Below are 18,172 nucleotides of genomic sequence, written 5' to 3' on the forward strand. Positions count from 1 at the left end.
ACGTCCGCTCACGTGCGGTCGATGTGCACGTTGGTCGACTTCACCCGGGCGGTGGCCTCCATGCCGACCTCCAGGCCCAGTTCCTCGACAGCCTCCCGGGTCAGCAGCGAGACCAGCCGGTGCGGCCCCGCCTGGATCTCCACCTGGGCCGCGACATCGCCGAGTTTGACGGCGGTGACGATGCCGGGGAACGCGTTGCGGACGGAGGTGTAGGAGGCGCCCTCCTCACCGCCGGTCCGGGCCAGTTCGACGGAGAACGCGGCGAGATCCCGCCCGTCGATGAGCCGCCGCCCGCCCTCGTCCCGATGCGTGGCCACCCGCCCGGCGTCCGCCCACCGCCGGGCGGTGTCGGGGCTCACGCCGAGGAGCCGGGCGGCCTGGCCGATGGTGTAGGACTGCATACGCGCCAAGATAGGCAGGAGATCATTGCAGCTGCAAGCAAATCCGCTCCCGGGGCCCGCGCGCCCACTCGCCGCAAGTCCCCCTTTCCGCAAGGCAGAGTAGGCTGAGGGGACCGAGGGCACGTCGTACGCCGGTGGTCAGGCCGGTCTCGTCCTCGGTTCACGACGACGCCGGGGAGATCCTCGCCCGGGGCGGTTCTGCCCTGGGACGTCACCGGAGCCCGTAGCCCGCGCACCCGAATGAGCCACCGGCACGCCCTTCGAGTCGTGCCCCAGACAGGAGCGCCTTCATGGCCACCGTCGTCGAACCCCTGCCCTCCCTGCCCCTCGCCCGCCTGCGTCTGGCGCCGCACAGCGTCATGCCGCGGCGCATCGACGGCGCCTGGTGGCCCCGTTCGCGCGATCTCCTCACCGAACTCCCGCTGCTGATCGGCGCGTTGCCACGTGCGTGGGGACAGATCACCGCCGTCACCGTGAACACGGCGATGTGGCCGGCGTCGCCCGGGCGCATGCTCGTCGCCAACCATGTCGTACGGCTGCGCAGGGCGGCCGGCGCGCACGGCCGGCACACCATCGGCCTGCTCAGCCAGGGCCGGGGCCGCTGGGACCTGCTGGTCGTACCCCCGGAGGTGGACGCGGCGGACGCCGAGCCGCTGATGGCGGCCGCGGCGGTGGACGCCGGCTGACGGGAGGCGGGGGCCGGGCCGGTCGGACGGCCGTGGCGTGGGATCACCGCAACGGCCTGCGGATCCATACCTCCTGAGCAACCGTCTCCCGGCCGGGACCGGCGCCGGATCCGGCGTCCGAGAAGGCGCGGGGAGCGAGTTCGCCGAGTTGCGACCAGCCCCAGGCATGCAGGGTCTGCGCCGCCGCGTTCTCACGACCGTCGTCGACGGGCCGGTCCACGGCGGCGACGACCAGGTCGGTGGCGAGCCGTGCCAGCAGCCGCTCGCCGAGGCGGGTCGCGATGCCCTCCCGTCGGTGGGCCGGCAGCACCATCAGCTCGGCGAGCAGGAATGTCCTTCCGGAGGCGGTGAGTTCCTCGATCTCCGTCGGCAGGTCGCCCCGGAATCCGGCCCACCACTCGCCCGCGCGATCCGCCCGGAAGCCGTACGCACAGCCGACCAGGCCGGTGGCGTCGGCGACCACCATGTCGAAGCCGGTGCGCTGCACATGCTGCTCGAACCGGCTCAGAAAGCCCTGACGGTCGCGGTATTCGGCACCCGCGGCACCTCGGTACGCCGTGACGTGGACGTCCGCGACGGAGTGCCGCTGCTGCTCGGCCTGCCACCGGGACAGCCTGCGCAAGTACACCTCTGCCATACGGGCCTCCACCGGTCGCGGGACGGACATCCCCGACTCGGCATGGTGACAGCGGGAGCCGACGGGGTAAACGGGCCGCGAGGCCCCGGCGCGTTCTGCCCGTCGCGCGGGTGGTGCGCAGCGCTCCTAACCACGTGACCCGCGGGTGCGGCGGCGTGGGCGGAAGCGGCCGCGGCCTCCGTCGCGGTGGTCGCGGTGGGTGTGCACGGCGGGTGGTGCGAGCGGTGGCGGAGAGGGCTGCGCGCTGTCGCCGTCGGCGGGGGTGCCGGCCCGTCCACCGGACGGGGGCCGGCCGTACGAGCGCAGGGCGATGCGGTCGGCCTGCTGGAGGTTGAGCCGGTGCAGGACGTACGTCGCGATGGCGATCAGAACGAGGAACGCGGAGACGGTCAGGCCTGCGTCCACGGTCGTCACATCCCCACGATCAGGCGGCTGGGCCGCTCGGGAGCGGCCGTGAGGGGAGTGCCGATCGTGTGGATCGAGGAGGCGCCGCCCTCGTACTCCCAGGATTCCTCCGCTTCCTCGGGATCCGGCGTCCGGTCGGCCGCGGAGACGTCGTGCGGCGACTCCGCCTCCGCCGCCATGAGCGCGCTCGCGGTCAGCGGCGGGCCGTCGTATTCGACCGCGGCCTTCATGAGACGGGCGGCCGAGGCGGCCCCGGTACCGGGCGGGATCACCAGCAGGTCCCAGCGGCCGGCGGTGTAGGACAGCAGCAGGATCTTGTGCGGGTCCAGCTCCGTCGTGAACCAGCCGACCTTCACCACGTGCCCCCGGACGGGGATCTGGCGCGGGACGACCGGCCAGTGCGTGGGGTTGACGGCGATGCGGGTGATGCGGCCCCACAGGGGGTCGAGTACATCGATCAGGGCGGGAAGCTCCCGCGCCAGGTCTCGTGAGCGGGGCCACCAGGCGCCGTCCAGCAGCCCGCGCGAGGCACCCGTGGCCTTCAGCGCGAGGCGTGCGGTCGGGGCGTCGGGCCGCTCTTGCCGCGGCGGCGGATCGCGGTGGTCGAAGGTCGAAGACATGATGCCGACCCGTCCCCGGGACGGCCTGTGGACGACCCGGTGTGAATCTCTCACCGAGAACGACCCCGGCATGGCAGCCGGTATGCGAAGTGCCCTCGGTGACTCAAAACTACTCCGCGACGCCCCCGAAAGGACCGCCCGGAGGACGTCGAGTTTCCCGCTCCCGCCGAGCACGACCGGGCCCGCCTCTGTGCCGTTGCGTCGTTCACGGCTTGCGGCCCAGGCCGCCGTGTTTGCCGATGGGTGCGTGGCCGCGTCCGGCGGGTTCTCCCGCCGCCGGGCCCGAGTCCCCCCGCATGGCCTGCGCCACAGTCCCGGAAAGCCGCGGCGACTATGGTGTCGCTGCGTGTCGATGCGAATCGAACACCAGGCAAGACCACCAGGAGCACCAGGAACGTCGGCGAGGGGCGCGCAGTGTCGGACGAGGGGCGGCTGGTCGCCGGGCGCTACCGGTTGATCGACCGGATCGGCCGCGGTGGCATGGGCACCGTGTGGCGCGCCGAGGACGAGGTCCTCAGCCGTCAGGTCGCCCTGAAGCGGCTGCACGTCCAGCCTCATCTGACCGACGACGAGCTCGCCACCCTCTACGAGCGCACCCGCCGCGAGGCGCGCAGCGCCGCCCGTATCGCCCACCCCAACGTGGTCGTCGTCCATGACGTCGTGGACGACCAGGGGCTGCCCTGCATCGTCATGGAATACGTCCCCTCGACCACCCTCGACGGGCTGCTCAAGAGGGGCGAGGTCCTCCCGCCCGCCGAGGCCGCCCGCATCGGCCTTGGCATGATCGCCGCGCTGCGTGCCGCGCACACGGCCGGGGTGCTGCACCGCGACGTCAAGCCCGGCAACGTGCTGCTGGGCGCCGACGGCCGCGTCGTGCTCACCGACTTCGGCATCGCGATGACGAGCGGCACCTCGACGCTGACGAAGACCGGCGAGATCGTCGGGTCGATCGACTACATCGCCCCCGAGCGGATGAAGGGCCGGAACTCCGGTCCCGCCGCGGACCTCTGGGCGCTGGGCGCGACCCTGTACCAGTCCGTCGAGGGACGGCCCCCGTTCCGCAAGGACACCGCGGTCGAGACGGCGTACGCCATCGTCGTCGACCCGCTCATCCCCATGAAGCAGGCCGGGGCCCTCGAACCCCTCATCGACGCCCTGCTGGCCAAGGACCCGGCGGAGCGGCCGTCGATGGAGGAGACGGAGCGGGCGCTGCGGGTGGTGGCGGCACAGGCTCCGACCCAGCCGCAGACGCAGCCCTTGTCGCAGCCGGGGCCGCAGCCGGCACCGACGCGTTCCCTGCCCACGCGGCCATCGGATCCCACGACCCTCGACAACGATGGCAGCGGTCGCCGCAAGGGCAAGGGCAAGGACACGGACCGCGGTGGCGGCGGACGCAAGCGCCGCCCTCTCGTCCTGAGCGCGCTCGCCCTGACCGTCGTGGGCGCGGCCGTCGCGGGCGGGCTGTACATGGCAGCGCACCGCGACAGCGGCTCGCGCGCGCACGGCACCGCTGCGGCGTCCACGTCCACGCCCACGGCCGCGCCTGTCCCCAAGGGTTTCCACCTGGTGGAGGAGAAGACGCTGGGTGCCTCCTATGCCGTCCCGGACGGCTGGAAGCGCGGCAAACCGAGCTCCGAGCAGGTCAGCTACACCGACCCGTCCGGCCTGGTGGAGCTCACCGTCGGCACGGTGGACCCCGCGGGCCCGAACCCCGAGTCGCACTTCAAGAACATCGAGGCGAACACCAAGCTCAACTACGCCACGTACCGGAGGATCCGGATGGAGCGGACCGCCTTCCAGGGCAAGGCCGCGGCGGTCTGGGAGTTCACCTTCAAGGGGCGGGTGCGGGCGTTCCGCGCCATCGACCTGGGCTTCGGGCAGGAGGGCGGCAAGGAGTACGACATCTACCTCTCGGCGCCGGAGGCCCGTTGGGACAAGTACCGCCCGGTCTTCGACAAGGTCAAGGCAGGCTTCCGCACCGACTGAAGCGCGCACCGGCCGCGTAGCGACGCACACTTTCGGGTGAGCGGAAGGCGGTGCGCGCGTTCAAATCAACTCCCCGGGTACGCAACCCGGAAGAGGACTGGCCCCTCCTAGATAACAGTCGAACCAACCCGGGTGCTCGGAGAGGACTGTCTGGTGGCCCGTCAGTTGTCCCGCCGCAGGTTCATGGTCTACACGCTGGCGGCGTCCACCCTGACCGTCGCGGCGCCGCTCGGCTGCGACGGATCCTCGGCGGAGGGCGTCGAGCCCACCGCCGACGGCGTCCGCACCCCTTCCGACGTCCTCGTGACCGGCACTGACGAGGAGATGCTGGTCCTGGAGGTCACCGCGGCCAACAGGGTGGTCGTACGGCTGCCGCGCGTCGAGGTCGGCCAGGGCATCACGACCGCGGTCGCCATGATGATCGCCGAGGAGCTGGACGCCCGGCTCGCCGACGTCGACATTCCGCTCGCCGAGGCCCGGACCAAGGGGAACCAGTACACCGGCGGCTCGAACTCGGTCGGTTCGCTGTACGGTCCCGCCCGCGAGCTGGCGGCCACCGCGCGCGCCAAGCTGGTGACCGCGGCCGCCCGGCGCTGGCACCTGTCGCCACGGCTGCTGCGTACCCGGGACACGATGGTGATCGCCCCCGACGGGCGTACGGCCACCTTCGGGTCGCTGACCGAGAGCGCCGCCCGGATCCACCGGCCCGCCGTGTCGACCAAGCCCAAACCGGCGTCCGAGCACCGGGTGATCGGGCGGCCGACGACGCGGATCGACGCGCGGGACATCGTCACCGGTAAGGCGAAGTACGCCGGGGACCTGAAGGTGGCCGGAGCGAAGCCGACCGTGGTGGCGCGTCCGCCGACGCTCGGCGGGAAGGTGGTCTCGGTCGACGACCGGGCGGCCCGCGCCCTGCCGGGCGTGCACGCGGTCGTCAGGGTCGCCGGTGGTGTCGCCGTGGTCGCGGAATCCTTCCACCACGCCTTCAAGGCCAGGGACGCCCTGCGGATCACCTGGGCGCCGGGCCCGCTCGCGGCGCTGTCCGACGCCGCCATCCGGTCCCGGCTGCGAGCCGCCGTCCCGCCGCTCGGGACCCCGCTGCTCGGAACGAGGCAGGTGACGGGCGAGTTCGAGTTCGCGTTCGTCAGCCATGCCCCCATGGAGGTGCTGACCGCGGTCGCGGACGTGCGCGCCGACCGTGCCGAGCTCTGGTTCTCCTCCCAGACGCCGATGGACGCGCGCGACAGCATCGCCTCGGCGGTCGGGCTGCCGGCGTCGAAGGTACGGGTCCATGTCACGCGGGGCGGCGGCTCGTTCGGACGGCGGCTGAACTTCGACGCCGCGATCGAGGCGGCCCTGATCTCCAAGGCGGCGCACCGGCCGGTGAAGCTGATGTGGAGCCGCAACGACGACATCCGGCACGGCCGGATGCGCCCGGCCAGCCACCACAGGATCCGGGCCAGCCACGCGGGCGGCAGGGTGGTGGCCTTCACCCACATGATGGCCTCGGTGAACGAGTCCTATGAGCGGGAGGGTCCGGCCGCCCAGGGCGGCGTCACCGGCGCCGTTTCCGTCAGCCGGGCGGCGGGGCCGCTGCCCAGCGACAGCGGCCTGTACAACTTCGGGCGCGTCTCGGGGGACTCGGGCGGGGTGGAGCTGGCGATGCCTCTCGGCGCCTGGCGTTCGGTGGACTCCGGGACGATGCGGACGGCGGAGGAGATCGTCGTCGACGAGGTCGCGGGGAGCCTGGGCGAGGACCCGGTCGCGTTCCGGCGTACGACACTCAGGAGCAAGAGGGTCAAGGCCGTGCTCGACAAGGTCGCGAGCGCCGGGAACTGGGGCCGGGCCATGCCGGACGGCCAGGCCCAGGGCGTGGCCGTCCACGAGGAGTACGGCTCCTGTGTGGCCTGCCTGGTCGAGATCGACGCCACCGACCCGAAGAAACCCCGGGTGACCAAGGTGGTGATGGCGGCCGACGTCGGAACGGCCGTCAACCCGCGTGGCCTGGAGGCCCAGCTCATGGGCACCGCCACCGACGGCATCTCCACCGTGCTGCAGGCGGGCCTGCACATCGACCGGGGCGCCGTCCGCGAGGGCAGCTTCGCCGACTTCCACTACGCCCGTCAGCGGCACGCCCCGCTGCACTTCGAGGCGCACATCATGCCCTCCCGACGGGACCCCGGCGGGGCGGGCGAACTCGGCGTCCCCGCTGCGGCGGGCGCCGTCGCCAACGCCTACGCCCGCGCGACGGGTACCCGCCCCCGCCGATTCCCGATCAACTTCTGAGACGGTGCCGATGCCCTCCTACTCTTTCCTGCTCAACGGGAAGCCGGTCACCGTCGAGGCGCCGGCCGACATGCCGCTGCTGTGGGTCCTGCGCGACATGCTGGACGTCACGGGACCCAAGTACGGCTGCGGGGTCGGCGTCTGCCGCGCCTGCACCAGCCACCTCGACGGGGCGGAGATCCAGCCCTGCGTCGTCCCGGTCGCGGACTGCGCCGGCCGCAAGGTCACCACCATCGAGGGCCTGGCCGACGGCGACACGCTCCACCCGGTCCAACAGGCCTGGCTCGACCGCGACGTCGCCCAGTGCGGCTTCTGCCAGCCCGGACAGATCATGGCCGCGGCGGCCCTCCTCAAGAAGACGTCCACCCCGACGGACGCCGACATCGACCGCATCGAGAACGTCTGCCGCTGCGGCACGTACTCCCGGATCCGCGAGGCGATCAAGAAGGCCTCCGCCCAGGGCTGAGGGGCTCGACGCTTCTTGACGGCCGCGGCGGTCGAGGGCTCGGCCGCCGCATCGGCCGCCCGGACGGGTCTTCGTGTTCAGCGCGTTCGGGGACTCCGCCGTGGGGCTCCGCCCCGGACCCCGCCGTGGGGCTCTGCCCGTCAGAAGGTCCCGTCCGTGGGAGGCGGCACGTGCGGGGAACCCGGAGACTTGACCATCCGTTGACCAACGAGCAGAACTCGTACGCGAGTTGAAGCAGAGCTCAGCTCTCTTGGAGCCCACCGTGAGAACCACGCATCCCGCCGCAACCGATCACGAGCCCGATCACGCGCCCGGCCACTCGCCGATACGGCGCTGACCTGCGCCTTTCGCCGTAGATCGCGACTCTCCTCGGTGCGGCGACATTCGGCTGTCGGGGAAGGCGCGGCCGTCCTCGGGCGCAGCGCACAGGCTCGATCCGGACATTCGGGGCGGATCCCGTTGCCTCGAGTGCCCGCCGTCGTTCCAGCCCACGGCACCCGGCCGCGCGGGCCCCCGCCCCGCCGTGTGCGCCCTGCCAGGCCAAAGCGGCGGGACGGTTGGCGGGAACGCCTCCTCGCGCCTCCTGCCCGGCGCCCTGCCGTGGTTCGCTGGCGTGAGCCCGTCCCGGTGTCCCCTCGGAAGGGCCCGCGCATGCCCGCCTTCGCGTTTCCGCTTCCGTTGCTGTCCCCGGACCTCGCCGGCCGGATCGGCAATCGTCTTCTCTCAGTCCTGGGCTGGCTGACCAGCCCGCTCTTGCCGGACGACTACCTCGGCCTCATCGATCCTTTGCTGTCCGCCCGGCACCCTTCGGGCGTGGTCACCGCGGTCCGGACCGAGACGCCGGACGCCGCCACGCTGGTGATCCGGCCGGGGCGAGGGTGGGCCGGCCACCGGGCCGGGCAGTACCTCCCGGTCGGCGTCGAGCTGGACGGCGTACGGCACTGGCGTACGTACTCCCTCGCCTCACCACCGGACGCGACGGGCGGCGAGGTGACGATCACGGTCAAGGCGGACCCGCGCGGCCAGGTGTCCCCACACCTGGTGCACCGCACACCTCCCGGTGCGGTCCTTCGACTCGGACCCGCGCAGGGGGAGTTCGTACTGCCGGACCCTGCGCCCGCCCGGCTGCTGTTCGTGACGGCGGGCAGCGGCATCACGCCGGTGATGGGGATGCTGCGTACGCTCACCCGTCGGTCCGGGGCGGTCCCCGACGTCGTACTTCTGCACAGTGCGCCCGGCCCGGACGACTCCCTGTTCCGCGCCGAACTGGCCGCTCTGGCGGCCCGGTTGCCATGGCTGTGCCTCCACGAGCGGCACACTCGGACGGCCGGGCGGCTCACCCTCGCCGACATCGACGCGCTCTGCCCGGACTGGCGGGACCGGGAGACCTGGGCCTGTGGCCCGGCCGGCCTGCTCGACGTACTGCGAGAGCGGTGGGGTGCGGGCAAGCGGCTGCACGTGGAGCGCTTCCGCCCGGCTCCGCTGCTCGCGCCCGGCACGGACGCGTCCGGCGGTCGGGTGCGGTTCGAGCGCAGCGGCGTGGTCGCTGATTCGACCGCCGCGGTTCCTCTGCTGGAAGTCGGTGAGTCCGCGGGCGTACCGATGCCGTACGGATGCCGCCGGGGCATCTGCTTCGGGTGCCTGGCGCCCCTGCTGCACGGACGCGTGCGCGATCTGCGGACGGGCGAAGTGCACGGCACAAAAGGTGAGTTGATCCAGACCTGCGTCAACGCCGCGGCAGGTCCGCTCACCCTCGGCCTGTGAGCCCTCCCGACCCCCAAGGAGCCCTTCATGACCTCGACCGTCGAAGCAGCCCCGCCCCCCAAGCCCCCTTCCTGGACCGACGAGTTCGGCGCCGAACTCGACCGCGTCCGTGCCGAGGTCGTCGCCGGGCGCGGAGCGGAGGATGCCCACTACATCCGTACGGTGATCGCCGTACAGCGCGGCCTGGAGGCGGGCGGTCGTCTGGCGCTCGCCGTCTCGCTGCTGCCGCCCGCCTGGTTCGCGGGCACAGCCCTGCTCGCCACCGCCAAGACCCTGGAGAACATGGAGCTGGGGCACAACATCCTGCACGGCCAGTGGGACTGGATGGGCGACCCGGCGATCCACTCCACCACCTGGGAGTGGGACTTCCTCACGCCCGCCGACTCCTGGAAGCACACCCACAACCACCTGCACCACACGTACACCAACGTCGTGGGCCGCGACCGGGACCTCGGCTACACCATCCTGCGCATGAGCCCCGAGCAGCCCTGGCGCCCGGTCCACCTCCTGCAGCCGCTGTACGCCGCTCTGCTCGCGCCCGTCTTCGAGTGGGGTATCGCCCTGTACGACCTGGAGGCGGACGCGGTGGCCGGGGGCCGCAAGAGCGTGTGGAGCCTGCTCGGCGAGATCGCGGGGCTGACGCGGAAGGCGGTGCGCCAGTGCGCCAAGGACTACGTCCTCTTCCCGCTGCTGGCGGGCCCTTCCGCACTGCCGTGCCTGCTCGGCAACCTCACCGCCAACGGCCTGCGCAACGTCTGGGCGCACACCGTCATCTTCTGCGGCCACTTCCCCACGGACGTACGGACCTTCACCGAGGACGACATCGAGGGCGAGAGCCGCGGCCAGTGGTACGTGCGGCAGATCCAGGGCTCGGCGGACTTCGAAGGCGGCTTCCTGCTGCACCTGCTGGCCGGGAACCTCGGCCACCAGATCGAGCACCACGTCTTCCCCGACCTGCCCAGCAACCGCTACGCCGAAGTCGCGCCCCGGGTGCGCGGCCTGTGCGAGAAGTACGGCATCCCGTACGTCACCGGTCCGCTGTGGCGGCAGTACGTGTCCATGTGGGGGCGCGTCGCGCGTCATGCGGTACCGGGGTGATCAGCCACCGGGTAGCACGCCTTGCCCGTTGCCGGTGCGGTAGCACTCCACGCACGGGCCCTGGTCGTGCTGGAGCGCGAACAGCTCGAGGAGGCACGTGCGTTCGCCCGCGGCGGCGATGATCTGCAGTTCGCCGTGCTCGTCCACGAGCAGGTTCCCGGCCGTCGAGATGTCGAGGAGCTCGACGCAGGCCTGTGGAGAGCCGTTGCAGCAGATCGATGACGTCGAATTCCTCGACGAGGGAGCTCGCGACCTCCACGAAGATCTCGGACAGTCGCCGCACATCACGCGGGTCGGTCGGCCGCCGCGCCGTCCGCGGGTACGTCGTGCCAGGCGTCCTGGGCACTCGCGTACCGGGGGAAGCGCTCCAGCACGCCGCCCGCCTGGAACACGAGACCCGTGCCCGGCCGGGTGTGCACGACGCGCACCCATCCGAGCCGTTCGTGGCAGTCCTCCCACGCCGCGCACAGCGGGGCCAGGACGCTGCCGTCCATGAACGTCACGCCGCTCAGATCGACGATGAGGTACAGGCGGCCGGCGTCTCGGCGGGCGTCCTCCAGGGCGTGGGTGAATGCCGGGGCGGTCGTCAGGTCCAGCTCGCCGCCGGCCCGGACCACGCGGCACTCGTCGAACAGATCGGGATGCGAGCCCATACGACCCATCTCCTAGGTCTGTGGGGTGGCTTTCGCCTTGCGCAGGGCCTCTGTTGCGCGGAGCGGGACTGCACGGAGAGGGCCGGGGTCACGGGCTGCCGTGCGGCCAGCGTACTGCCGTGCGGGGCAGCCGGTCGTGCCGCTTCGGGTATGCGTCGAGGTGATGACCTGCGGAGCCGTACCCGACCGGTTCCTGGCGGTTCGGGGGCGGAAGCCGATCGGGAGCGTGAGCGATACCCGTTCGACCTCGTGCGACGGAGCTGACCAGTTCCTCACATGTCTCGGCCAGGCTGCCGATCATGGCTTCATCCACCAGTCGTCCGGTCCCCGTGGGGATGTCGGCCGCAGCCCTGGTCCTGTCCGTGGCGCTCGCCGGGTGCGCGGGCGCCGGGGCCGCCGAATCGGCCCCCGGAGCCCTCGGCGCCCCCGGTACGACGCAAGCCATGCCTCGCCAATCCTCCGTGGACACCCGGGCGTCCGCCGCGTCCGTCCCCGCGCCTCTCCCGGGGCTGGGCCCCGCGACGCTGGCCGGGATACCCGAGAACGCACGGCAAGTCGTCCTGGTCACCGGCCGGGGCAAGGACTCCCCGACAGCGCAGGTGGTGCTGTACCGGCGTACCGGCGCGGGCTGGCAGCCGGGAGCCACCTGGCCGGCCCACAACGCCCTCGAGGGATGGACGGACGACCACCACGCCGGTGATCTCCGCTCGCCCATCGGCGTGTTCGGCCTCACCGACGCCGGTGGGCTGCGTGCCGATCCCGGCACCAAGCTGCCGTACGACCGGTCGGGGGGCTTCGCCATGGGCGGCACGGGTTTCGAGGGCGAGCCGCTCGCGGGCTCCTTCGACTATGTCGTCGCGATCAACTACAACCACGAGCCCGGCACCTCCCCCCTCGACTGGACCCGCCCCCTCGGCGCGGGCAAGGGCGGCGGCATCTGGCTGCACGTCGACCATGGCGGCCCCACGCACGGCTGCGTGAGCCTGGCGCGGGAACACATGAAGGAACTGCTGCGCACCCTCGATCCCGCCCGGCACCCGGTGATCGTCATGGGGGACGCCGGGTCCCTCGCCCGCTGACGCCAGGTCGAGGACGTACGAGAGGTGCCGGTCGCCTAGGGGACGCTGACCAGGACGCGGCCGCGGCCGCCGGCGCCGACGCGGTCGTGGGCGCGGGCGATCTCGTCCAGCGGGTAGCGGTCGCCGACGTCGACGGTGAGGGCGCCTACGGCGGCCGCGGCGGTGAGGTCGCGGGCGGCCTGTCGTTTCGCCTCGGCGGGGAAGTCGTCGCTGCCCAGCAGACGCAGGGTCACGTTGCGGAACAGCAGGGGCCAGAAGGGGAGTCGGGGCCGGTCGTCGCGGGTGGCGTAGGCGGCGACGACCGCGTCGTTCGCGACGACCGCGGTGTCCAGGTCCGCGTTGTCGGACAGGGCCACCTCGACGACGCGGTGCACCCCGTCGGGCGCGTACGCGCGGATCGCCTCGGCCGGGTCCTCCCGGTCGAGGGCGACGGCGTGGGACACCACGGCGGGGTCGACGCGGTCCAGGTCCGCGCCGCGCCGCACGGTGGCGATCACCGTCGCACCGCCCCAGCGGGCGAGTTGCGCGGCCAGTGAGCCGACGCCGCCGAGTACGCCGTGCACCAGCACGATCCTGCCGTCGACCGGGCCGTCACTGAACACCGTCCGGTGCGCGGTGATCCCGGGGATGCCCAGACTCGCGCCGAGGTCGTCGCTCAGGTGCTCGGGCAGGGGCACGGCTTGCGGGGCGGGCACCACGGTGTACTGGGCCGCGGTCCCGAACGGCCGGTAGGACTGGGCTCCGTACACCCACACCCGCTGTCCGATGCGGTGTGCGTCGATTCCCTCGCCGACGGCGTCGACGACTCCGGCCGCGTCGCTGTGCGGGACCACCCGAGGGAAGGGCATCGACGAACCGAGCCAGCCGTGCCGCTTCTTGGTGTCGCCGGGGTTGACGCCCGACACGGTCACGCGGACGCGGACCTCGCCGGGGCCGGGCTCGGGGTCGGGCAGCTCGCCGACCTGGAGCACGTCGGCCGCCGGGCCCTGCCGGTCGTACCAGGACGCGAGCATGTGCGGACCTCCGTAGCCTCTCGGCGCATGCGCTTGTCGAGCGTATGCGGATCATGTCCCCAGCGCGTGGAGTCCGGGGTCGCCCGTGAGCGTGTCGACCGGCGGAAATGAGCCGCCCGCGCGCCCCCAGGCAGGTGACGCACGGGCGGCAGCCTTGTGGGGGCGGCTAGTTGGAGAAGTACAGGTACTTCCAGGGCCCGTACGTCGTCGTGTTCATGGTGGTCCTCAGCAGCGTGTTGGGCTTGTCGGCGCCGTAGGGGTCCGACCAGATCTCGACCGTGCGGTTCTTGCTCGTCGAGCCGAGGTGAGCGGTGCAGAAGACGTCGGCGGCCGCGGGGCCCGGCCTCCGGGTCGACGACGCCGGTTCGACGACAGGCCCTAGCGGCGACTGTGCCGGCGCCGGGGGTGCGGCCGGCCCCGGCCGCCGTCCCGGTTGTCGATCTCGATGCCCCCACGCTACTCCCCCCGTACTTCGAACGGACCGGGCGAGGCACCGGTTCCGAACGCTGCCCAACGCGCCTGCGAAGGCTGCCCATCACGCCTGCGACGAGTGCCCTCCCACGCTCTGCAGGAGCGGTCGTGCGAGCGGTGGTGGCTCACCTCCGTGCGCGACGTCATGGCCGCAGCGGCCAGGCTCTGCCCGTCGCCCGGCCGAGGAGGTTTCCAGTGGCTCCATGGTGACCTCGTCCGTCAGGCCGACGTGGTGGTGGGCGTGAGCCCGTCGCTCCGGACCGACCTGCCCGGCGAGGAGGAGGCCTTACGACATCGGCGATCAGGGTGGGCCTGCGGCGATCGGGCGAGTTCCGGCCGTGGGAGAAGCGAGGAGTACCGTGAAATCAGGAAGCCCCTGTGGTTCCCTGGGCAGCCACACCGCCGTCGCCGCACGCGAGCTGTGAGCTACCGAAATCCCCGCAGACAGGCCGGCGCGATGTCCCACTCCGACTCTCCACGCGTGACGAAGCTTCTGCCGGACGCCGTCCACGAAGCCATCAAACCTGGGGCGGCCTTTCTGCGTCTGGAGACGAGACACGACCGTCAGGGAATTCTCGACGGTGCGTGGTGGCCGCGTTCCCGTGACGTCGGTGCCGAGCTTCCCGGCCTGATCGCCGCGCTGACCGAGCACCTTGGGCCGGTCACACGCGTCGGTCTGGACTCCAGTTCCTGGGAAGAGATGCCGACTCGTTTGATCATCGACGGCCGCGTCGTGCACATCGACTCCTTCCCGGTCGGCGACGACACAGTCCTCATCACCCGGGGCGATCAGGACCACTTCTCCCTGCTTGTGGTCCCGCCGCACGCCACGCCCGACGCGGCACGCGCCGCGATGGCCAAAGCCGTCCATGCCGACAACCTCACGCAGGCCGAACAGATCCTCATCGACACCGGTACCGATCGAGCCCGTCCGATCACCACGGAAGACTCTCAGACGAGCCGGGAAGGTCGGGACACGCCCTGACACCTCAGTAGTTGCAGGGATCCGACGGCGGGACGGCACGTCGCCAGAACTCATTTCTCGGTGCGACGCCACGGCCGGAGCCGCCGCAGTCCACTCATCGCGCTGCGCGCCGCGGTGGTTCGCCGCGGACCCTTGTCCGGCGGACGGGACCGGCCGGAGGGCAGGGTCACGACGCGATCGTCGTGGCTCGTGGTGAACAGCTGAATCGCGAATGCGCCCAGGGCGATCATCGCCAGGAGCACGATGACGGTCGTAAAGGTCTCCATGCCTGTCACACTCCTTGCGCCGGAATCGGCCCGTGCTCGATGACGCCCACGGCAGGGCCCCGAGAGGGCGTGCGACGAGTGTCATGGCCGCCTTCGGAGTCCCAGACCGTCTCCCGGGCCGAGTCCCAGTCGGCCTCGGCCGCGTTCCGGAAGAACTCGGCCTCCTGGATCAGGCCGCTCGCGGTGAGGCTGCGTGACGGATCCGTCGCCGTGGACATCAGCCGGGCGGCTGTGACGGCGCTGGTCTCGGGTGGGATCACCAGCAGGTCCCAGCGGCCCCCGGTGTAGGAGAACAGGAGCAGCTTGTGCGGGTCCTGCTCGGCCTTGAACCAGCCGACCTTCACCACATGGCCCTGGACGGGAACCTTGCGTGGGATGACCGGCCAGAACGTGGGGTTCACGGTGACGTGAGTGATCCGCCCCCACAGCTGGTCCAAAACCGCGGTGAGCGCGGGGAGCTCAGCCATCAGATCGCGAGAGCGTGGCCACCATGCACCGTCGATCAAGGCAGAGGCAGAGCCGGTCGGCGCCAGCTGGAGCCGGAGGAGCGGCGAAGAAGAGAAGGTCCGGTCTTCGACCGCGGGTTCGTGGAACGTGTTTGCGGTCATGACGCGGACCTCACCCCGGGCCGGTCATGACCGGCCCGTCTTGTGACTCGCCGAGAGCGACACGGGCGTGAAGGCCGGTGTACGAAGAGCTCTCGGTAAGTCGAGGCTACTCCTGGCCAGGGCCCGACGGACCGTTACCGTGGCGCGAGTTCAAAGGCATGCCGCCCCCCGGCCGCCCGTTGCCCGCCGTCAGCGGAGGGGACGACGGCCGGCACGCCGGGACCATCGGACGGAGGCGATGGCCACATCGGCCGCGAGGAGCACGATGCCGATGATGAGCAGATAGCGCAGGCCCTCGGCCGCCACGCCGATGATTCCCAGGACAACAGCTACGAGGACGAGCAGCAGGAAGAGCACCATGACCCGAACGCCTCCCTTGGACTGAGCTGGACTGGGTGCTGTCGCTCAGCGGCGCGCGAGTTGGCGTTCGCCGTTCGCGCCCGGCTGGTAGGCCATGCCGTAGTGCTGGAAGATCGCTTCCTCCTGCTCGGCGGCCAGGACGCCGTCCGTGCCGATCGAAGGGGATCTTCTCACCAGGCTCTTGGCGTAGGAGACCTTGAGGTAGTCCGGCCCGAGGATTGCCTCGTCGAGGGGGACGAAGACCAGGCGCTGGCGGGTGGGCAGCCCGGTCCTCACGGTGGCCACGGCCGGTTCGTCGGTGGTGGTGTCCACATAGATCGCCTCGAGCACACCGATCTTGCGCCCCTTCGCGTCGACGACCTGACGGCCGCGCCACTCACGGATATCGGCTGCCTGGACCATGCCCGCTCCCTTGGCCAACGGCTCCGGCGTGAACACGCCGGAGCCGCCCTTCCGGGCGGTTGCACGTGAGAGTGAACCAACCCGGAATCAATATTACTGCGGCCCGTGTGGCTCGTGCATGCCTCAGACGTTTCTTTCGGGGTCCGCATGTAGAGCATGGGTGATGTTCTTTCCGTATGAATTACGCTCCGACGTGCCCTCGGCGCTGTTGCCGCCGGGGGAGTCGTGCTTTGAATTTTTTCATGGCCATTCTGCCGGTCCGGTACAGGTAATCAGCGCCATTCGGCCCATTAAGTATTTCTATGCACTTCGCGATCCATTCGTCAGCTCGGCGTAGTCCACCCGGGGCTGTCATGGTCACCGCTTGAAAGCGTGCCTGGCCTTCTCCCCGGCCTGCTTCAGGTTGCCGGAGACCCGTTCGACCCTGCCCTGCCGCTCCAGTTTCCTGTTGCGGGTGGCCCGGCCGAAGGCTTCAGTGATCCTTCCCTTGATTTCCTGCGTCTTGTTCTTGACCGTTCGTCCCACGCTCATGGTCGGCCTCGTCGTTGAAGGTGGACTACCTGTGGCTGCGGCCGGAGCGGCGACTGCCGCCGCCGTGCCCCCGCTGGGTGAAGCCGACGATCCAGCAGATCAGCAGGACGGCCGCGGCCCACCACAGAATCTGCGTCGTGAAGCCGAACCCGAACACCACCAGGATCAGCAGAAGGAGAAGAATCCATAACATCGCCGAACCTCCAGATCGCGGGGATTTCCTGATTCCGCGGGGTCCTGGCGAAGCGGGAAGGTGGAATGCTTCGCCCGAATGATCCGGAGTGGCATGGCCCTACACCGTGCTGTCAGTCAACGCCTGGCCGCTTCCCGTGTCAACGTGATGTCGACATAGGGGAGTTCTGAGGGTCGGGAAGGGCTGCCGGGGCGAATGGAGCGCGACGGCGGTGCGACGTCGCCGGGGGCCGGGGCGGCATGGCCCACGCCGGCCTTACTTCGCCGCATGTCCTGAGCAGGCGTCAAGTGACCATTTCTGCCGGGCAGTACGCGGTTGCGTCGCACGGTATCTGCAACCGTCGCACGGTATCTGCAACCTTCGGGCAGGACTACGCTGTGGGGAGAGGCCCCAGTCCCCGGCACCGATGCCGTGTTCCGCTCCGGGGAGGCCCGCCGTGTTCGTTCTGCTTCTCATCCTGATCGTGGTCCTGTTCGGCTTCGGCTTCCTCAGTCCCGTGTGGTGGGTGGTCGCGGCCGTGTTGGTCTTCGGAGCCACCCGCTACGGCCGCGGAGGCCGGGGCCGTAGCGGCGGGTCCGACTTCGGTGAGTACCAGGACTACCGAGACCGCCGGGAGCGTCAGGACCGCTGGGATCGTCGCTACAGCCGTCAGCACCGAGCACGCTGGAACCGCGAGGACCGGCGGGACCGCGAGCGCCGCGGGTGACCGATGAATCGGCCGGGCGTCCACCGACCGGTCGTGAGGCTCACGCCGAGCAGCCGACACGGGCGGGGGTCTCGCATCCTCGCGCCCACGGTCACGGCCGTCGCCCGATCAGCAGCAGCGGCGGCCGTCCGGCCCGCCGATCAGCCCGTGAACCGCTGCTGTCAGGCCGGGGCGCCGGTCAGGACCTCAGGCCGGGGAGTGGTTCTGAGTCGTCGATGAAGGCGCGGGCCAGATCGGACAGACGCCGGTTGTGCGCCCGCGCGTAGCCGCGCAGTGTGGTGAAGGCTTGTTCCATGTCGATGCCCCGGCGTTCGGCGAGTTTTCCCTTGGCCTGTTCGATCAGGACGCGGCTGTTCAGCGCGGTCTGCAGTTGTTCGTTGAGGACGGTGCTGCGGTGCATCGAGCGTTGTTGCAGCAGGCTGATCGTGGCGACGTCGGCAAGAGCCTGGGCAAGGGGCGTGGCGGCCGGGTCGAAGGGGCCCGGGGTGGCGCGGAAGAGGTTCAGGGCGCCGACGATCTCGTCCCGCAGGCGCATGGGCAGAGCCTGGACCGCTCC

23 protein-coding genes are annotated in these 18,172 nt (G+C 71.2%); 9 read left to right on the forward strand and 14 right to left on the reverse strand.

Annotated elements, in window-relative coordinates:
- Nucleotides 1–8: 8 nt before the first annotated feature.
- Nucleotides 9–401, reverse strand: coding sequence for a molybdopterin-binding protein (locus AB5J53_RS25175; RefSeq protein WP_369247917.1), 393 nt, complete (start codon nucleotides 399–401; stop codon nucleotides 9–11).
- Between the two features lie 290 nt (nucleotides 402–691).
- On the opposite strand from AB5J53_RS25175, the gene AB5J53_RS25180 reads away from it, so the two are divergent.
- Entirely contained in the window at nucleotides 692–1,087 is a 396-nt protein-coding gene (locus tag AB5J53_RS25180; RefSeq protein ID WP_369247918.1) for a DUF5994 family protein, read from the forward strand.
- Nucleotides 1,088–1,130: 43 nt separating this feature from the next.
- Here the strand turns inward: AB5J53_RS25180 and AB5J53_RS25185 are convergent, their stop codons facing one another.
- From AB5J53_RS25185 to AB5J53_RS25195, 3 genes are all read right to left on the reverse strand, one after another.
- A complete protein-coding gene (locus AB5J53_RS25185; RefSeq protein WP_369247919.1) occupies nucleotides 1,131–1,724 on the reverse strand; it encodes a hypothetical protein in 594 nt (197 codons plus the stop codon).
- Between the two features lie 126 nt (nucleotides 1,725–1,850).
- Complete coding sequence (locus AB5J53_RS25190; RefSeq protein ID WP_369247920.1) at nucleotides 1,851–2,138, reverse strand: hypothetical protein; 288 nt, start codon at nucleotides 2,136–2,138, stop codon at nucleotides 1,851–1,853.
- Entirely contained in the window at nucleotides 2,135–2,749 is a 615-nt protein-coding gene (locus AB5J53_RS25195) for a DUF5994 family protein (protein WP_369247921.1), read from the reverse strand. The genes AB5J53_RS25190 and AB5J53_RS25195 overlap by 4 nt, the downstream gene beginning before the upstream one ends.
- Before the next feature lie 414 nt (nucleotides 2,750–3,163).
- Here AB5J53_RS25195 and AB5J53_RS25200 point away from each other — a divergent pair, with 414 nt between their 5' ends.
- The 5 genes from AB5J53_RS25200 to AB5J53_RS25220 all read left to right on the forward strand — a co-directional run bounded on the left by AB5J53_RS25200 (nucleotide 3,164) and on the right by AB5J53_RS25220 (nucleotide 10,349).
- The gene (locus tag AB5J53_RS25200) at nucleotides 3,164–4,735 is read left to right on the forward strand and encodes a protein kinase (RefSeq protein WP_369247922.1); all 1,572 of its coding nucleotides are present in this window, start codon (nucleotides 3,164–3,166) and stop codon (nucleotides 4,733–4,735) included.
- A gap of 183 nt (nucleotides 4,736–4,918) precedes the next feature.
- Complete coding sequence (locus tag AB5J53_RS25205; RefSeq protein ID WP_369252448.1) at nucleotides 4,919–7,021, forward strand: molybdopterin cofactor-binding domain-containing protein; 2,103 nt, start codon at nucleotides 4,919–4,921, stop codon at nucleotides 7,019–7,021.
- A gap of 10 nt (nucleotides 7,022–7,031) precedes the next feature.
- Nucleotides 7,032–7,487, forward strand: coding sequence for a (2Fe-2S)-binding protein (locus tag AB5J53_RS25210; RefSeq protein WP_369247923.1), 456 nt, complete (start codon nucleotides 7,032–7,034; stop codon nucleotides 7,485–7,487).
- Between the two features lie 651 nt (nucleotides 7,488–8,138).
- Nucleotides 8,139–9,251 carry a ferredoxin reductase gene (locus tag AB5J53_RS25215; protein WP_369247924.1) on the forward strand — a complete coding sequence of 371 codons (1,113 nt, stop codon included), beginning with the start codon at nucleotides 8,139–8,141 and terminating at the stop codon, nucleotides 9,249–9,251.
- A gap of 27 nt (nucleotides 9,252–9,278) precedes the next feature.
- The gene (locus AB5J53_RS25220; RefSeq protein ID WP_369247925.1) at nucleotides 9,279–10,349 is read left to right on the forward strand and encodes a fatty acid desaturase; all 1,071 of its coding nucleotides are present in this window, start codon (nucleotides 9,279–9,281) and stop codon (nucleotides 10,347–10,349) included.
- Here AB5J53_RS25220 and AB5J53_RS25225 read toward each other — a convergent pair whose 3' ends face one another.
- Both AB5J53_RS25225 and AB5J53_RS25230 read right to left on the reverse strand, forming a co-directional pair.
- Nucleotides 10,350–10,496, reverse strand: a complete 147-nt coding sequence (locus AB5J53_RS25225) for a hypothetical protein (RefSeq protein WP_369247926.1) — start codon at nucleotides 10,494–10,496, stop codon at nucleotides 10,350–10,352. It lies immediately after the preceding gene.
- Nucleotides 10,497–10,633: 137 nt separating this feature from the next.
- A complete protein-coding gene (locus AB5J53_RS25230; RefSeq protein WP_369247927.1) occupies nucleotides 10,634–11,002 on the reverse strand; it encodes an STAS domain-containing protein in 369 nt (122 codons plus the stop codon).
- A 299-nt stretch (nucleotides 11,003–11,301) separates the two neighbouring features.
- Between AB5J53_RS25230 and AB5J53_RS25235 the strand changes: the two genes are divergently transcribed.
- Entirely contained in the window at nucleotides 11,302–12,081 is a 780-nt protein-coding gene (locus AB5J53_RS25235; RefSeq protein WP_369247928.1) for a L,D-transpeptidase family protein, read from the forward strand.
- A gap of 35 nt (nucleotides 12,082–12,116) precedes the next feature.
- Here the strand turns inward: AB5J53_RS25235 and AB5J53_RS25240 are convergent, their stop codons facing one another.
- Nucleotides 12,117–13,094, reverse strand: coding sequence for an NADPH:quinone reductase (locus AB5J53_RS25240; protein ID WP_369247929.1), 978 nt, complete (start codon nucleotides 13,092–13,094; stop codon nucleotides 12,117–12,119).
- A 928-nt stretch (nucleotides 13,095–14,022) separates the two neighbouring features.
- On the opposite strand from AB5J53_RS25240, the gene AB5J53_RS25245 reads away from it, so the two are divergent.
- Nucleotides 14,023–14,550 carry a DUF5994 family protein gene (locus AB5J53_RS25245; protein WP_369252450.1) on the forward strand — a complete coding sequence of 176 codons (528 nt, stop codon included), beginning with the start codon at nucleotides 14,023–14,025 and terminating at the stop codon, nucleotides 14,548–14,550.
- 50 nt (nucleotides 14,551–14,600) lie between these two features.
- On the opposite strand, the gene AB5J53_RS25250 is transcribed toward AB5J53_RS25245, so the two are convergent.
- The 6 genes from AB5J53_RS25250 to AB5J53_RS25275 all read right to left on the reverse strand — a co-directional run bounded on the left by AB5J53_RS25250 (nucleotide 14,601) and on the right by AB5J53_RS25275 (nucleotide 16,910).
- Nucleotides 14,601–14,816 (reverse strand): hypothetical protein, encoded by a 216-nt coding sequence (locus tag AB5J53_RS25250; protein WP_369247930.1) that lies wholly within the window; start codon nucleotides 14,814–14,816, stop codon nucleotides 14,601–14,603.
- A 5-nt stretch (nucleotides 14,817–14,821) separates the two neighbouring features.
- A complete protein-coding gene (locus AB5J53_RS25255; protein ID WP_369247931.1) occupies nucleotides 14,822–15,424 on the reverse strand; it encodes a DUF5994 family protein in 603 nt (200 codons plus the stop codon).
- 189 nt (nucleotides 15,425–15,613) lie between these two features.
- Entirely contained in the window at nucleotides 15,614–15,784 is a 171-nt protein-coding gene (locus AB5J53_RS25260) for a hypothetical protein (protein WP_369247932.1), read from the reverse strand.
- 45 nt (nucleotides 15,785–15,829) lie between these two features.
- Nucleotides 15,830–16,186 (reverse strand): PRC-barrel domain-containing protein, encoded by a 357-nt coding sequence (locus tag AB5J53_RS25265; protein WP_369247933.1) that lies wholly within the window; start codon nucleotides 16,184–16,186, stop codon nucleotides 15,830–15,832.
- Nucleotides 16,187–16,543: 357 nt separating this feature from the next.
- Nucleotides 16,544–16,717, reverse strand: a complete 174-nt coding sequence (locus tag AB5J53_RS25270; RefSeq protein ID WP_369247934.1) for a CsbD family protein — start codon at nucleotides 16,715–16,717, stop codon at nucleotides 16,544–16,546.
- A 25-nt stretch (nucleotides 16,718–16,742) separates the two neighbouring features.
- Entirely contained in the window at nucleotides 16,743–16,910 is a 168-nt protein-coding gene (locus AB5J53_RS25275) for a hydrophobic protein (protein WP_369247935.1), read from the reverse strand.
- Between the two features lie 436 nt (nucleotides 16,911–17,346).
- Between AB5J53_RS25275 and AB5J53_RS25280 the strand changes: the two genes are divergently transcribed.
- Entirely contained in the window at nucleotides 17,347–17,616 is a 270-nt protein-coding gene (locus AB5J53_RS25280) for a hypothetical protein (protein ID WP_369247936.1), read from the forward strand.
- A gap of 178 nt (nucleotides 17,617–17,794) precedes the next feature.
- Here AB5J53_RS25280 and AB5J53_RS25285 read toward each other — a convergent pair whose 3' ends face one another.
- On the reverse strand, nucleotides 17,795–18,151 hold the full coding sequence (locus AB5J53_RS25285) for an ANTAR domain-containing protein (RefSeq protein WP_369247937.1): 357 nt from the start codon (nucleotides 18,149–18,151) through the stop codon (nucleotides 17,795–17,797).
- Nucleotides 18,152–18,172 lie beyond the last annotated feature (21 nt).

The organism is Streptomyces sp. R41, assembly GCF_041053055.1.
In the GTDB taxonomy this organism is placed as follows: domain Bacteria; phylum Actinomycetota; class Actinomycetes; order Streptomycetales; family Streptomycetaceae; genus Streptomyces.

What these genes read in the sequence shown, in the direction of transcription:
- AB5J53_RS25215 (WP_369247924.1), top strand. Translation starts at nt 8,139, where the DNA reads ATGCCCGCCTTCGCGTTTCCGCTTCCGTTGCTGTCCCCGGACCTCGCC.
- AB5J53_RS25195 (WP_369247921.1), bottom strand. Translation starts at nt 2,749, where the DNA reads ATGTCTTCGACCTTCGACCACCGCGATCCGCCGCCGCGGCAAGAGCGG.
- AB5J53_RS25180 (WP_369247918.1), top strand. Translation starts at nt 692, where the DNA reads ATGGCCACCGTCGTCGAACCCCTGCCCTCCCTGCCCCTCGCCCGCCTG.
- AB5J53_RS25220 (WP_369247925.1), top strand. Translation starts at nt 9,279, where the DNA reads ATGACCTCGACCGTCGAAGCAGCCCCGCCCCCCAAGCCCCCTTCCTGG.
- AB5J53_RS25185 (WP_369247919.1), bottom strand. Translation starts at nt 1,724, where the DNA reads ATGGCAGAGGTGTACTTGCGCAGGCTGTCCCGGTGGCAGGCCGAGCAG.
- AB5J53_RS25245 (WP_369252450.1), top strand. Translation starts at nt 14,023, where the DNA reads ATGTCCCACTCCGACTCTCCACGCGTGACGAAGCTTCTGCCGGACGCC.
- AB5J53_RS25240 (WP_369247929.1), bottom strand. Translation starts at nt 13,094, where the DNA reads ATGCTCGCGTCCTGGTACGACCGGCAGGGCCCGGCGGCCGACGTGCTC.
- AB5J53_RS25250 (WP_369247930.1), bottom strand. Translation starts at nt 14,816, where the DNA reads ATGGAGACCTTTACGACCGTCATCGTGCTCCTGGCGATGATCGCCCTG.
- AB5J53_RS25205 (WP_369252448.1), top strand. Translation starts at nt 4,919, where the DNA reads ATGGTCTACACGCTGGCGGCGTCCACCCTGACCGTCGCGGCGCCGCTC.
- AB5J53_RS25275 (WP_369247935.1), bottom strand. Translation starts at nt 16,910, where the DNA reads ATGTTATGGATTCTTCTCCTTCTGCTGATCCTGGTGGTGTTCGGGTTC.
- AB5J53_RS25210 (WP_369247923.1), top strand. Translation starts at nt 7,032, where the DNA reads ATGCCCTCCTACTCTTTCCTGCTCAACGGGAAGCCGGTCACCGTCGAG.
- AB5J53_RS25255 (WP_369247931.1), bottom strand. Translation starts at nt 15,424, where the DNA reads ATGACCGCAAACACGTTCCACGAACCCGCGGTCGAAGACCGGACCTTC.
- AB5J53_RS25235 (WP_369247928.1), top strand. Translation starts at nt 11,302, where the DNA reads ATGGCTTCATCCACCAGTCGTCCGGTCCCCGTGGGGATGTCGGCCGCA.
- AB5J53_RS25175 (WP_369247917.1), bottom strand. Translation starts at nt 401, where the DNA reads ATGCAGTCCTACACCATCGGCCAGGCCGCCCGGCTCCTCGGCGTGAGC.
- AB5J53_RS25260 (WP_369247932.1), bottom strand. Translation starts at nt 15,784, where the DNA reads ATGGTGCTCTTCCTGCTGCTCGTCCTCGTAGCTGTTGTCCTGGGAATC.
- AB5J53_RS25285 (WP_369247937.1), bottom strand. Translation starts at nt 18,151, where the DNA reads ATGCGCCTGCGGGACGAGATCGTCGGCGCCCTGAACCTCTTCCGCGCC.
- AB5J53_RS25265 (WP_369247933.1), bottom strand. Translation starts at nt 16,186, where the DNA reads ATGGTCCAGGCAGCCGATATCCGTGAGTGGCGCGGCCGTCAGGTCGTC.
- AB5J53_RS25230 (WP_369247927.1), bottom strand. Translation starts at nt 11,002, where the DNA reads ATGGGCTCGCATCCCGATCTGTTCGACGAGTGCCGCGTGGTCCGGGCC.
- AB5J53_RS25270 (WP_369247934.1), bottom strand. Translation starts at nt 16,717, where the DNA reads ATGAGCGTGGGACGAACGGTCAAGAACAAGACGCAGGAAATCAAGGGA.